The 14250-nt window shown below is 60.7% G+C and carries 11 protein-coding genes; 2 read left to right on the forward strand and 9 right to left on the reverse strand.

The annotated features are described in order from the left end of the window. Window positions 1-406 precede the first annotated feature (406 nt). From ACFFWD_RS26020 to ACFFWD_RS26030, 3 genes are all read right to left on the reverse strand, one after another. The gene (locus ACFFWD_RS26020; protein ID WP_376969961.1) at window positions 407-1708 is read right to left on the reverse strand and encodes an ATP-binding protein; all 1302 of its coding nucleotides are present in this window, start codon (window positions 1706-1708) and stop codon (window positions 407-409) included. After that, window positions 1702-2367, reverse strand: a complete 666-nt coding sequence (locus ACFFWD_RS26025) for a response regulator transcription factor (protein WP_376969963.1) — start codon at window positions 2365-2367, stop codon at window positions 1702-1704. The genes ACFFWD_RS26020 and ACFFWD_RS26025 overlap by 7 nt, the downstream gene beginning before the upstream one ends. 65 nt (window positions 2368-2432) lie before the next feature. Further along, complete coding sequence (locus ACFFWD_RS26030) at window positions 2433-2768, reverse strand: PepSY domain-containing protein (protein ID WP_376969965.1); 336 nt, start codon at window positions 2766-2768, stop codon at window positions 2433-2435. Between the two features lie 245 nt (window positions 2769-3013). Between ACFFWD_RS26030 and ACFFWD_RS26035 the strand changes: the two genes are divergently transcribed. Both ACFFWD_RS26035 and ACFFWD_RS26040 read left to right on the forward strand, forming a co-directional pair. Further along, window positions 3014-3757: a COG4705 family protein gene (locus tag ACFFWD_RS26035; RefSeq protein WP_376969967.1), complete on the forward strand. Its 744-nt coding sequence runs from the start codon at window positions 3014-3016 to the stop codon at window positions 3755-3757. Window positions 3758-3826: 69 nt separating this feature from the next. Continuing rightward, window positions 3827-4225, forward strand: coding sequence for a hypothetical protein (locus ACFFWD_RS26040; RefSeq protein ID WP_376969969.1), 399 nt, complete (start codon window positions 3827-3829; stop codon window positions 4223-4225). A gap of 610 nt (window positions 4226-4835) precedes the next feature. Here ACFFWD_RS26040 and ACFFWD_RS26045 read toward each other — a convergent pair. The 6 genes from ACFFWD_RS26045 to ACFFWD_RS26070 all read right to left on the reverse strand — a co-directional run bounded on the left by ACFFWD_RS26045 (window position 4836) and on the right by ACFFWD_RS26070 (window position 13913). Continuing rightward, window positions 4836-7547, reverse strand: coding sequence for a CoA-binding protein (locus tag ACFFWD_RS26045; RefSeq protein ID WP_376969971.1), 2712 nt, complete (start codon window positions 7545-7547; stop codon window positions 4836-4838). An 18-nt stretch (window positions 7548-7565) separates the two neighbouring features. Beyond that, the gene (locus ACFFWD_RS26050; protein WP_376969973.1) at window positions 7566-8846 is read right to left on the reverse strand and encodes an ATP citrate lyase citrate-binding domain-containing protein; all 1281 of its coding nucleotides are present in this window, start codon (window positions 8844-8846) and stop codon (window positions 7566-7568) included. Between the two features lie 72 nt (window positions 8847-8918). After that, entirely contained in the window at window positions 8919-9875 is a 957-nt protein-coding gene (locus ACFFWD_RS26055) for a PstS family phosphate ABC transporter substrate-binding protein (RefSeq protein ID WP_376970097.1), read from the reverse strand. 246 nt (window positions 9876-10121) lie between these two features. Then, complete coding sequence (locus ACFFWD_RS26060; RefSeq protein WP_376969975.1) at window positions 10122-11189, reverse strand: ABC transporter ATP-binding protein; 1068 nt, start codon at window positions 11187-11189, stop codon at window positions 10122-10124. After that, on the reverse strand, window positions 11182-12852 hold the full coding sequence (locus ACFFWD_RS26065) for an ABC transporter permease (protein WP_376969977.1): 1671 nt from the start codon (window positions 12850-12852) through the stop codon (window positions 11182-11184). Before ACFFWD_RS26065 ends, ACFFWD_RS26060 begins: the two co-directional genes overlap by 8 nt. Further along, window positions 12849-13913: an ABC transporter substrate-binding protein gene (locus ACFFWD_RS26070; RefSeq protein WP_376969979.1), complete on the reverse strand. Its 1065-nt coding sequence runs from the start codon at window positions 13911-13913 to the stop codon at window positions 12849-12851. The genes ACFFWD_RS26065 and ACFFWD_RS26070 overlap by 4 nt, the downstream gene beginning before the upstream one ends. Window positions 13914-14250: the final 337 nt, after the last annotated feature.

Consider the following 14250-nt stretch of genomic DNA (forward strand, 5'->3'; position numbering starts at 1 on the left):
CGTCCGTGCCAGAGGCTCAGAGAGTGGACTCCGCTGCGCTAGCCGGGTGGGGCTGTATGCATCAGGCGCCTAAGTCGAAGCAGGACCGCTGCCAAAAGAGTGACTGAAACCATATCCGAGCTCACCCACAAGGCAGATGTTGGAGCCGCTCGTGCCGTGTAATGCCCAGGGGAATTTGCCGGTTCACGGTGCCGCGCAATGTACCCCAGTTGCCGATTGGATCCGCCCAGAACCCGTTGTGGTGAAACACCGTGCAGAGATTGACGGCAAAACTCATCATTCGGCGATGTCGGTTGGATTCCGCCAACGATTCGCCTCGGTGCCCTCAGGAAACACATGAACGGTGTTGCAGAGCGACTTCCCCGCGATCACCCAACGCGCCGATCGAACACTGCCTTCCACGTCATTACGCTAGACGCAGTTTAACGGTCGCACGAAGGCCCGAACGGCCCCCCGCGTCGGTGATGTTCTCGAGTACGATCGAGCCGCCTATTTTATCAACGATCCGTTTCACGATAGATAGCCCCAGGCCCGCCCCCTCCCCGGTCGGGTGTCGCCCGCGATAGAATGGTTCAAATGCTCGGTCGAGGTCGCCTTGCGAAATACCGGGTCCCGTATCTTCAACTTGTAGGACGGCCCGCTCGCCCTCGCGATAGACGCCGAGATCGATCTGCCCGCCCTTCGGTGTAAATTTGATCGCATTCTCAACGAGGTTACGCACCAGGGAAGTGAGCGCTACCAGCTCGCCCCTTACCGCTATGGCTTCGACCATCTCGAAGCCGACATCGATTTCCCGGCTCGCGGCTTCCGGCAAAAGATCTGCGACAACTTCCTTCGCAATCTGGTCGAGAGATACGGCGGCGAATTCACCTGATGGAGTGCTATCTTGCCGCGCGAGCGTCAATAGTTGTTCAAGCAGCCGCTTGGTTCTTCGCATCCCCTCCTTGAGGGAGCCAATTCGCTCGCGCGCTTGACCGGGAAGGTCCACCGTATCCAGATTTTCTGCTTGCAAGCTAAGTGCGGTAATTGGCGTGCGCAGTTCATGGGCGGCATCTGCTACGAAACGCCGCTGTTGGTCCATCAGGTTGCGCATCCGTGCCAGGAGGCCGTTGATCGAAGTGATAAACGGATACAACTCGCTGGGCGTGCCCACCGCTGGAAGTTCGTGCATGTCGTCAGCCCGCTTAACATCGAGATCATGGGCGAGCCGCACCATCGGACGCAGCGAGCGCTCGATTACAAAGGCGGTTACGAGCATAAGACAAGGGATGAGCGCGGCGATCGGCAGCAGCGTTCGGAGCGCCATTTCCCCTGCTGTTTCGTCTCGGATCGTCGTACGCTGCATCACCGCAATGCGGCTCGTATCGGGCCGCGTGCGAAGCAGGATCCGTACCGGTTGGCCTTCGCGCACACCATTGTGCAGACCGTCTGGCAAGTTTACGAACTGACGGTCGTTGTCAGAATCGTGATGGAATTTTCCGATCTCCGCGACGGTCACCCTCGCTTCCGCATCGACGCCGGTCACGGGTTGGCTGTCCGGGAAGGTTTCCCCCTGTACAACGGCGCCGATCTGGATCAGGACCGCGTCCTGCATTTCGATCGCCTCGTTAAACGCCCAGACGTAGGCAAATAGGCCTCCGATACAGCCGGTCACCACAATGATGGCGGTGAACCCGATGAATAGGCGTCCACGCAGTGACTCTAGCATGGCGGCCGATCTGCCATCCATCCAACGCCACGAACGTTTCGGATTACCGTAGCTCCTAGCTTCTTGCGCACGGCATGGATTAGAAACTCAACCGCGTTGCTTTCGACCTCCTCACCCCAACCGTAGAGGTGTCGCTCCAGGTCGCCACGGGATAGGATGACGCCGGGCTGCATTAGGAGGGCTTGCAGCAACGCAAATTCTCGTGCGCTTAGCACCACCTTCTCTCCGGAAAAGGACGCTTCCCGCGTGGCCGGATCAAGCTCGATTCGGCCATTGGTGAGGATGGGCGACGAACCGCTGCCTTGGCGGCGAAGTACGGCGCGCATGCGCGCCAGAAGTTCCCCGATCTCGAACGGCTTAACCACATAGTCGTCGGCGCCGAGATCGAGGCCATCGATGCGGTCGTTCAAGGTGTCACGCGCGGTGAGCACAATAACGGGAACTTTTCTGCCTTCAGCCCGAAGTCTCCGCAGCACCTCGCGACCGTCAACGACCGGAAGCCCAAGGTCCAGCAACGCGATATCATAGGTCTCACTATAGACTGCCTCGATGGCAAGATCGCCATCCTTGACCCAATCGACGGCGTACGCGGCGTCCCTAAGCGCTTGCATGACCGCGGCACCGATCATGTGGTCGTCCTCGATCAACAGCACTCGCATGTCCGTTCCATTTAGCTAAGGCGCCGGCGAGACTGAACCCGCCGGCGCGCCTTCTCGGCTGAGGCTCAATCCGGTTTGTCGTCACCATCATCGGCGTCAGTCGGATCAACCGTCGATGCAATGACCGTTCCCTTTTCGGCATCGACCTTGACGTCCATCACCGTCGAACCGGCTCGCACTTCCACGTCATAGATCCAAGCACCCTCCCTTTGCCTCTCGAACTCGACGCGCGCGGCCTTGCCGCTTGCATGCTTCTCAGCGATCGAGACCGCCGTTTCCAGAGATATTCTCGCCGATGCGACAGGTCCCGCATCGTTGGTATCTTTTCGTGAAGGCTCGGCAAGCGCGGCCGAGTTGATCAACAAGATCGTCGAACCGGCAAAGGTCAATACACGCAGCATCGTCTACTCCTGAGCTTTCCGCCCCATGCCGCAAATGACAGCTCAGACTTAGCCGATCCTTAGCCTACCTGCAGACCGCGCGGCGCGATCCCGTTGGCCCTAATGAACGTGAATTGGGGACGCACTCTAGCAAAACCGCATCACCTAAGCCGCAGCTAAGTCCAGTGGGACACCCTTCACCGAACGATACAACCATCGAAATTGGAGTTGTTGAAGTGTCCTATCCTGAGCACGCCGATACTCGGATGCTGAACAAGGTTCCAGAGGTGACGTTGATCTTCTGGATAATCAAGATCATGTCGACGACGGTTGGCGAAACCGGCGCGGATTACCTGGCTGTTCACGTGGGGCTCGGGACGAGCGTGACTGGCATGATCATGACTTGCTTCCTCGTCGCCGCGTTGGTCATGCAACTGCGAACAGGGCGTTACGTCCCCTGGGTCTATTGGTTGACGGTGGTGCTGGTCAGCGTCGTTGGCACGCAAATCACTGACATGCTGACCGACAAGCTTGAGGTCAGTCTCTACGTCAGTACCGCCGCCTTTGCCGTTATATTGGCCGCTCTCTTCGCAACCTGGTACCGCATAGAGCGGACGCTTTCGATCCACACCATCGTCACCACACGACGAGAACAATTCTATTGGGCCGTCATCCTGTTTACCTTCGCACTCGGTACTGCGGCAGGCGATCTGGCCACGGAAGCGCTTGGTCTCGGTTTCAATTATGGGGTGATCGCGTTCTCGGGTTTGATCGCAGTGATTGCGATGGCCTATTTCCTCGGTGCGAACGCGGTGTTGACCTTTTGGCTGGCCTACATTCTGACGCGGCCGCTCGGCGCCTCGCTTGGAGATCTGCTGTCGCAATCGCGCGAGTACGGCGGACTTGGTCTGGGCACGATCCATACGAGCCTCGCATTCCTAACGGTCATTATCGGGCTCGTGATCTGGGTGTCCTTCGAGAGCGATCGAGCCGAAAAGGTGGACGCCTAATTCATCCGAATGAGTTCTGCAGAGCCGTCCGGGCGAAGCCTCCCGGACAATCAACAACGGAGAGCAACCATGAAGAAGATCATTCTGACCCTCGTCACCGGCGTTCTGGCCATTTCTTCGCCGCAGCACTTTCCATACGCGATCGAAGGAGCGTCGCTGGTATCGCGCGCTGAAGCGGCTGCGTCCAAACTCGGCGACCTTACGCCGTTCCGCACCATTGTCGTTGACGTCGCGGCACTGATCGATAAGGGCGATCTGGCCGCCGCCAAGACACGCATCAAGGATCTCGAAACCAAGTGGGACGAGGCGGAAGCAGGGTTGAAGCCACGTGCGGCCGTGGATTGGCACAAGGTCGATAAGGCAATCGATCGTGCTCTTCAGGCAGTGCGCGAGGATAATCCTGATGCGGCCAAATGCAAACAGGCTATCGCTGATTTGCTATCGATCATGGACTCAATGAAAGCCTAGCTGAGCTGCGAAACGTGTAGCCTTTGATCACCACTGACGGCGATGGGAATGACACCCGCTCAACCTGTTCGGTTTAACCGCTAGGCCGCTCGCCGGGTTACTCGTCCTCTCGGCCATCCTGATCCGATCACCCCGAAGCTCGGGGCGATCGGATTGATTTTTCGTCCCAGCCATCGCTCTTGTCTCGGTTGTAGGTTTCAACGTCAGTCGACATCATGCGCTCGACGCTCTCCGCTTTGCGGTGAGGAGTTCGAAGTCGGCCCTGCCGACCGAAACTTAGCGGGCAACCGACTGGCTTAGGTTTCAGGCCCGACGCACCGATCTCACGCGTGATATCCGGGAATTTCAATTCCCGGCTCGGGCAGGTCTCTCCTACCCCTCACGAACGATCCTGATGATACGCGTGACAGCCCCATCGGCTGATACGCCCCGGATCGTCCGATACGGAGCCCGGACGCAAGGGGGCGACGCTTTTCGATCATGTATCGTCCCTCGCGGCGCCCGCGCAGGAATGCAACACAACATGCTGCACGTCACATAATGCTGCTAATCATTTTCGACATTAACCGGCCGCACAATGTGACGCGGACGGGCGGTAGGCATGCTGACATCAGACCACGAAGCTGCATGCAGAAGCTGCGGCACGTGTGTCCATATTGCGTCCACGATTGAGGTGGTCGTCGATCTCTGCCGCGGCGCCGATCATACGGCCGTAGAGGAAGACGGTGAAGGCCGCGCGCTCCAGATCGCGCTCGTTGAGGCGACCAGCCTGATAGTCGGGCCAGAGCAGGCCGAGCAAGAGCGCTGCGATCACCGCATCGACATTGACACAGAAAACGTAAGGCGAAGCTCCTTCGTCGTGAAGCGCCTGGACGAGTTCGCGGTAGAAAGCGTGGAAGATGTTGTACTGTCCTTGTTGTGCCATGAACTCTGCGATGAAGCGCTCGCGGGGATCGTGGTTGACCGGTTTGCCCTTGAAGACAGGGTGGTGAACCCCGGGAAGCGCTCTGACCTCGGCGCCGAGTTCCTTGGCCTCGGCCTTCTCGCGCCTGTAGCGCTTGGCGAAGGCGGTCGCCATGCCCTTGAGGTCGACGCCATGGTCCGGGTCGGTGGGCTCGGTCAACTCGGCGCCCTTGAACTGCTCGAGCAGGAAAGCCATCCCCTCAAAGCCATTGCCGCCGTGGCTGTAGCCGGTATGAGTGAGAAAGCCGACTATCGCCTTGTTGATCTGGACGCGACCGGGGGTCTGCGGCCCGTCCGCCGAAACCGCGCCCTTGGCGCCCTGGGCCGAGATGGCGCCGGGGCCGTTCGAGATCAGGAGTCCTACGAGCATTTGCAGCGGCAGCGCCTCTGCGGTGGAGGGCTTTTTTCCGGTCATGGCAAGGAAACAAAGGTCGGCCATGGTCCATCGCCCAAAGCGCTCGTCGCGTGAGATGCCCCAGAGCGAACCCGACTGGTGATGCTCTCCGGGGATCGTGGCGCCGACCATGACGCCGTAGAGCCGAAGATACCAGGGCAGCGTCTCAGCGGTCAGGCGCGAGATGCGCTTGCGCATGAGCGGCCCCCAGGCGATCGTCATCGCAATGGCCGCGAGAATGGCATCTCGAGACAGCCGGCCGCCAAGGTCCCCAAGATATTTCAGGAAGGCCGACTTGGCGCCACGGGCCTCCATCGCAGCCAGCATCGCCTCGGGACGCGGATCGGCCGTCTCAGCTTCGGTGGCGAAGAACAGATCGCGGGTCGACGCGTCGCATATAATCTTGGACGTGTCGAAGCTCTCATCGCGACCATCTCTGAGGCCGGAATGAGCGAAGAGATCTATCAGCGCGCGCGTGCAGGCGAGCGTTCGCGCCACGCGCTTCGGACCCACGATGGCGGCTGCCGCAGCCATCACAGCATTGGGCGCATTACCGGCGTCCCGGGCGGCGTCAGCGGCGACGAGGATCGGATCGCCGACGAGATTGACCTCGGCAGCCACAGCAATGTCGAGCATGGCTCGGTCGTTCGCGCTGGCGATCTCGTGCACGAGCGGCAGGGCAAAGTTCGCTTCCAGCGGTTCGAGCGCAAGCTCGAGCACCGAATGACCGTGCACGCTCGTCACCTGCGTGGCGGGATCCATCTGCGACGCGCCGGACTTGTCCTTCATGTTCTGCCGGGCGACGACCGCGCCGACCTGCCGATCGAGTGCGGTGATCTGCACGGCGTAAGGATCTGGTGCAGTGACCGCCGGCATGGCGAGATCCGGCGGCAAGTGCAGCCCTTGATCATTGGCGATCCAGGGCTTGAGCGACAGGCTGCCGCGTGGCGCGAAGTCGGGAGTACGGTCATTGAGCGCCATCACCGCACTGAGCGCCGCAGGGATGTCAGCGATATTAGTGACGACCGCGCCCTTGGCCGAGACCACCGGACGCTCAGGCGTGAAGAGGCCATCGACGCCGAAGGCCTCCATGAACCAGCGCTCCTTGTCCTCGGCGCTGTCCCCCGAGCCCGCCATGGCGCCGGCATGTCCCACGGCACGCGTCAGCTTCGACTTCCAGCGGCCGACGACGCAGGCAACCACCGGCTTCGACCACGCCACGCCCTGCTCGTAGTAGCCGCCCGGCTCCACATAGAGCACGGCGGCCCGGGAGCGCTCGTCAGCGCCGAAGGCATGGGCGAAATCCCGAGCAGCGTAATGGATATAGACGTCCTTGCCGGATGAGATCAGGGTCGTCGTGCCCCAACCTGCGGTCGCCAAATATTGCGCGATTGTGGTGGTGAAGCCGCCGGAATTCGAAAAGATCGCGATCGAGCCTCTGAGAAGCGATTCCTCGGGATGGTCACCGCCGAGCGCGCCGCCGATGCGGACGCGGTTCCAGCTGTCGGCGACACCAAGGCAATTGCCGCCGATCACATCGACGCCATTGGCCTGCGCCATGGCGCGGATCTCCCGCGCATCGTGCACGGCGATCTTCTCGGTGATGATCACGATCTTCTGCAAGTCGCTATTGACCCGGATGAGCTCCGCCACGCCGTCGCGCACGCCCGTCGGCGGCAGGTAGACGACGCCGGTGTTGAAGCAGTGCCCGGCCGCGAGCCCCTCTCGCACATTGTTGTAGACCGGAATGTCGCCGCCTGCGGTCTTCAGCCTCTCGCCCGCTCGGCCGGGGGACGTACCGAAAACCACGTTGCCTCCGGAAAAAGCATGGCTCGTCGGCGTCACCTGCCGGGACTCACCGCCGAGGATGTTGAGCACGCACACCCGATCCTTGCGGGTCGCCATCTCGGCAAGCGAGCCGACGCTGAGAAAGTAGGGAAAGTCTTTAATGCCCTGGCGATACATGACCTCTTTCCTCTTTGATCAAGCTGCGGCCTTCAGGCCCAACGACGCCGCGATCTCGGCGCGGCCGCCGGCGCACATCCAGGCGTCGACCCGCTTGGCATAGGTGACAACCTCGGAGATGGCGCTGTCGAAGCCGAAGAAGCGATAGGGAAGCCCGAGGCTCTCGAGCGTCTCGGCGAGGTTGCCCATCCCACGCACGAGATTCGGGCCGCCCCGGCCGACCACCACATAAAGCGGGGTCGGCCCACAGGCGACGAAATGCTCGCGTAGTGCATCGCCCATACCCCGGAAGGTCTCCAGGATGTCGGTATTGTTCGACTTGCCGCCGATAATGAAGAGCACATTGGTTTGCGCGAGGTAGTGGCGATAACAGATGGCCGCGACCGCCTTCATCTTCTCATAGGGCGGATTGCCGCCGAAATCCGACGAGATGATCGCGGCCTCGCCCAAGACCTCTGTCACGAGACTGTTCGCGCCGCCGCCGAACGTAGGCGCAAGGATTGTGCCAGCCTCGTTGATCACGAAGACGTCTGATTGACCTTGGTGGGTGCGCAACTGGTTCACCTCCTGCTCGAACGCCGACACACCGGCCGCGAACAGCTGCGCGGGCAACCCGAGCCGGGTGACGCGCGGATCGTCGCGATCGAATCCGCATTTGAAATCGCAAGCGACGGGGATCAGCCGACCGTCGCGGCCGGCGCGCATTCGGATCGGGTTCAGCTCGAGCGTCGTGATGCCGTAGTGATGCACGAGCTCCCAAAGCTTCGGCAGATGCTGGACGAGCGGCGAGACGATCTCGCGTGGGGCGCCGATGTCGCTGAGCGCATTGGCCACCACGAAGGCTTTCAGCCCCGTCAGCGCCTCGAAGGGAACGGAAGCGATCTCGTGCTTCGGGAGCTGCTCAATGTCGACGCCGCCGCGATGGGTAAGCGTCATGGTCGGCGCGCGGAAGCGCGTGTCGTCCGTGATGGCGAAATAGACCTCGTGCTCGGCAGGGATACCGGCCTCATAGGTTACGCCGTTGGCCTTGACAGAGGCGTTGCCGTGACGGTGCTCGGCAAAATACAGTCGCTCCTTTTCGGCGAGCGCGGTCTTTAGGTCCCGCGCCTTACCGATCAGCCCGGCTTTTCCCTTCTTGCCGACGCCACCGCGGAATACCGGCTTGATGAAGATCAGACCGTGGCGGGCAATGAGATCCTGGATCGCGTCTTCGTCGGCATCGGGTCCGAGCACCTCCGAGCTGGGAAAGCCGACGTGGCTGAGCAGTTTCGAGCCGTGGAGCATTCCGTTGAGTTGCATCGTCGTTCATTCCAATGACCAAGATGTGGTTCGAATCGTTGTTCGGTCGGCAACAAGCGTCCGTCCGCTACCTCAGTGCCTGCCAAGCGGGCTACAGCCGTCAGGCTGGCCACTGTCGTCTATGAGCCGGCGTGCGGCCGCTGCCTGCGACTCCCGTAACGGCAGCATGACGCCCTGATCAAGGACAATCCGCTGTCCCTCTCGGCTCAGAATGAAGCGCACGAACTCGCGCAGCACCGGATCGAGCGGTTGGTCGGCGGCGCGGGACGGCACCAGATAGGCAACGCGACTCAGCGGGTAGCGTGCGAGCGCAACATCTTCGTAAGTCGCATCCACCGCTGGGCCGCCCGACTCTCGCGCCAGCGCTACCGTCTTGATGCCGGCCACAAGGTGCCCCATACCGGTGAAGCCGATGGCGTAGGGATCGGCGGCTACCTGATCGGGCACATCCGCTTCGCTGCCCTCGGCCGCGATATCGTCGCGCCATACCCCGGAAGCCTGGCCGACGCTCAGGACGTTCCGGTGCACGACCAAAGCGCGCGCAGAAGCTTCTGCGCCGCGCCATGCCGCAGCGCCCACGACACGTACCGGCTTGTCCGCCCAGGCGTGAACGCCAAGGTCGCCCCAAGTGCGGACTTGTATGTATCCGCGTAGACGACTGGCCGAGAACACCGAATCGAGTTGCGCGAGCGTCAGTGTCCGCAACGGATTGGCTTCGTTGACGACAACAGCGATGGCGTCGACGAAGCCAAAGTGACGCCAGGCGCCCCCCACCACGGGGATCGGCCGCGGAACCGCCCGATGCGCACGCTCGTAAGCAACGACGTCCGCACGCGTCATGTCGCGCGACACCAGGGCAAAATGGCTGCCGCCATCAAGAAACTGCCGCAGCGTCGGACTGAGCGAGCCCTGCGGCGCGGAATACGGTGGAGGAAGGTTCACGCGCACAGCCGGGTGCAGCTGTTGGAACGCCGCGATCCAGCTTTGGACCAATTGCGGCAGAATCGTCGGCGCGCTGCCTTCGAGCACGCCTTGCAAAGGCTGCTCGGAGCATGGCCGATAGAGCGGAAGGCGCTGGTCGAGCTGCGGCTGGAGAAACTCCGGTCGCGGCAGCGGTCGACCATCGCTAGCCCAGGCGGCAGCTGCAGCGTTGCGCGCAGCGGGTTCTGCCAACACGCTAGGCGCGGCTGCAGTGATTGAAAGGGCTGCGACGAAAGTCCACCTCATCAAGCGATCGACGGAAATAGGCATGCTCTCAACCGACCTCCGCTGGCGCTAACTTGATGGATCAAAAACCCAAAGCCGCTCGTGTGGGATCTCCAACCAGTAAGCTCCCGGTCTACACTCATTCGCTGAGTGCATCCGGATAGTCTGGTTGCCGCAGCGAAAAAGATGTTCGAACTGGTCACCGAGATAGATTGACGTCTCATAGTCCGCGAGAAGAGAATTTTCCTGCGGCCGTTCTGCGAGACGCACGGCCTCGACGCGGACGACGCTCCTGGCCTCGTCGCTCTGGAAACGAGCGCTGCAAGTTCGACCCCAGAGCGGTTGGCCGCTCACTTTAATCAAAGTCCGTCCATCCGCCTGCGTGAGGACTTTAGCCGATAGCGTATTGTTGGTGCCCATGAACTCTGAGGCGAATAAGCTTGTGGGATGGTTATAGAGTTCCTTGGGAGAGCCGGACTGAACCAATCGCCCGCCGTCCAAAAGAATAATCTGGTCGGCGATAGCGAGCGCCTCGCTCTGGTCATGGGTAACAAACACCGCCGTAATATCCAACCGCTTGATAAGGCCACGGATCCAGATGCGCGCCTCTTCTCGTAGCTTGGCGTCAAGGTTTGAAAGAGGCTCATCGAGAAGGAGGACCGGCGGCTCATAGACGAGAGCCCGGGCAATGGCGACCCGCTGCTGTTGGCCGCCCGACAGTTGCGACGGATACCGCTCGGCGAATGCCCCGAGACCCACACCGTCGAGCGCCATCTTGACCTTGTCTCCTACCTCCTGTGCCCCCCGCCCGCGCAGGCGCAAGCCATAAGCGACGTTGTCGAACACAGTGCGGTGCGGCCACAATGCATAAGATTGGAAAACAAAGCCCAGGTCGCGCCGCTCCGGTGGCAGATTCACACGGGCCTTGGCGTCGAAGATCGAGAGATCACCGATGCGGATGGCGCCACAGAATGGCTCCTCGAGCCCGGCGATCGAACGCAGCAAGGTCGACTTCCCGCTTCCGGAACGCCCGAGGAGACAGACGATCGATCCCTTCTCGAACTTTGCGTCGATGCCTTTGAGCACCTCTACAGATCCGTATCGCAGGTGCAGGTCTTCTATAACCAAATCAGGCATGACGTTTATTTCCGAGGGCGAACATCAGCGCGAGACCGACGAGCACCAAAGCAATGTTGACGGTGGAGAGAGCGGTGACGAGGTCGACGGCGCCCGTGCCCCACAGCGAGACCAAGAGCGAGCCGATAACCTCGGTTCCTGGGCTGAGGAGATAGACGCCGGTCGAGTATTCACGCACGAAGGTAACGAAGATCAGCACCCAAGACCCAATCAGACCGGCCTTGATCAAGGGAAGCGTGATATCGCGGCTTACTTGACCAGGCCGGGCGCCGACCACCCGCCCCGCCTCCTCCAGTTCGGGACCAATTTGAAGGAGGGCTGCACTGACGAGACGCATCCCGTAGGCAAGCCACACCAGAGTGTACGCGAACCAGATGCTGATGAGCGTCTGACGAAGCGGCTGCAGGAGCGGCGTGAACAGGAAAACCCAGAAGATCGCAAGACCCGCGACCAGGCCCGGCATGGCGCGCGGCACGAGCACGAGATAGTCGAGCATCGCTATCCAGTGTGATCGCCACCGATGGCCGGCAAGGTTGATCAGCGTGTAAACGGCGACCGACAATGCTCCTCCGACCGAGGCGATGAGCAGCGTATTGGTGATACCGCGAACCAGATTGGGATACTCGAACAGCTCGCGAAAATGCACTGTTGTTAGGTTCGCCCAGATATTGACGCCCTCGCCCCAGGTTCCAAGGAACGATCGCAACACCAACGCCGAAACCGGGATGACGACCGTCACTGAGAACCAAGCCGCGATCAGCCCAGTCGCCGGCCAACGCCAAAACCCGATCGCAAGCGGCTTTCGCCCGGTCGCTTTGCCTTTGACTGCGACGTAACGATTTGCAGCCGCGAGCAGCCGGCGCTGGGTATAAACGAGCGGAAGCGTCGCAAGGATAATCGCCACCACAACGACGGCCATCAGGTCGTATGAAGGCGTGCCGAGCTTGTTCGTGAGCTTATAGAGAAATGTCGCGAGAGCCGGAATTCTCTCGGGATCACCGAGCACAAGGGGCAAGCCGAAAAGTTCGAAGCCCAGAAAGAACACCAGAACGGTCGAATAGAGAATGCTAGGCATGATCATCGGCAGACTGACGGTAAGCGCGACCCGCAGGGGGCCTGCACCGGCGGAGCGCGCCGCCTCCTCCACGTCCGAGCCCAGCGAACGCAACGCCGACGATGCGTAGAGGAAAACGTGAGGTACATGGGTCAACCCCGCGATCACGATCAGTGACGTCTTGGAATAAAGGTACCAAGGGATCACGCCGAGCCAATTCTTGACCGTCAGGCTGACGATCCCAACAGGACCGAGAGCGACGACAAAACCGAATGCCAGCACCACCGATGAAACGAACATCGGGACAAGAATCAGGGGCTCGATCAGACGCCCCCCTGGCAGATCGGTGCGGACGATAAGAAAAGCCAGGATGCAGCCGAGCGGCACGGCTATCGCGGTCATTCCTGTCGCAATAATCGCCGAATTCAAAAAGGCTTCGAGAAAGTCATCTTCTTCCAGGAGGACATATTTGTACGCCTCAACAGTCAATGTGACATTGGGCTGAAAAAAGGGCCCGCTGAGGAAGCTCTGGTAGATGACCAGCCCAACGGGACCCAGGATTGCAATGCCGGTTGCAACTATGATCGCAATACGAAGCGGACGATTCATCGATTGCTCGCCAGCGAGCGTTGCCAATCCTTGAGAAACCGAAGTCGTTTGCTCTGATCAAGGTAGGTGAGCAGCTCGGGACCGACCTTGATCGGACGAAGCGTGACGTTACGGAGGCCCGGAAGGCTGGCGATGCCATGCGTTGCCTCAAGGTCCGTGCGCACCGAAGCCATCGAACGCTTGGAGAGCTCGATCTGACCCGTGCGGGAGAGGAGAAAGTCGAGGAAGAGCTTGGCCGCGTTCGGATTCTTGGCCTTGGCCGCGATGAACGCAATCCGCGACATCACCAGCGTATAGTCAGATGGCAGAACAATGCCGAGGCTCGGATCCTTGCGCTGGCGCTGCAGCACATAGGATCCGATCATATTGTAGGCGAGGACATGTTCGCCCGACACCACGCGCTCGATCATCGCTCCAGTTGACGTGTAGAACTTCGAATTGGCTCGCCCCATCGCCTGCGCGACATCCCACGCCGCGGGAGCAGCGAGCTGCACATCCTGCGTGAAGTACAGGAACCCAACCCCGGAACGTTCCGGGTCGTAGGAGGTGACTTTGCCCTTGAAAGTGTCGCCGCGCTCGCCGATTAGTTTCGCAAAATCCGTGTGCGTGCGTGGCGCCTCCGCTTCGGGCAACAGACGGGTGTTGTAAGCGAAGACGACGGGCTCGGAGGTGGTTCCGAAGGCCTGGTCGTTCCAGAGCGCCCAACCGGGCAGCGCCGCCTTCTCGGGCGAAGCATAGGTCATGGCGTATCCGTCATTAACGAGCTTCATCTGCAGGTCCATCGCCGAAGACCAGACCAGGTCGGCCGTCTTGCCTGCTGCCGCCTCGCCGATGAAGCGGCTATAGAGTTCCGTCGAGTTCTGATCAGCGTACTCGACCTTGATCTTGGGATAGAGCCGCTGGAATTGCGCCAGCAGGTCCGCGACTTCACCAGCATCGGCATTCGAATAAATGGACAGCGCACCTTCGCGATTGGCTGCCTCGATCGTTTCGCGATAATTCGACGGATACCCCGCTGGTACTGCATCTTGGGCTAGGGCCGCCGACATCAACCCCAACATTGACAGAATCAACGAAACGACTGCGCTTGACCGCATCCTGGTCCTCCCTTTTGTGCCGACCGCGCATGTCATTGCGCACCTGCTTCTGCTTGGTATCGTCCAGAAAAGCTTGCACGATCCTGACACGGGGGACTGTCGGGCGCAGAAGGGCCGAGAAGAGAGGAGGGATGCGGCAATGTGCGCATCTGTCGCAGCAAGGATCGCTCCCCGCTTTCACTTTTTACGTTCAGTAATCTATCGTTCGCAGGTATTTGGATAGCGGGCGGCTGATGACCAGATCAGGAGCATGATCGGTCCCGTCCTTTGAGTGGTCGCTTGTCCGAATTCGTCCATTGCT

The sequence above is a fragment of the Bradyrhizobium erythrophlei genome, from assembly GCF_042430365.1.
Taxonomy (GTDB): Bacteria; Pseudomonadota; Alphaproteobacteria; order Rhizobiales; family Xanthobacteraceae; genus Bradyrhizobium; species Bradyrhizobium erythrophlei.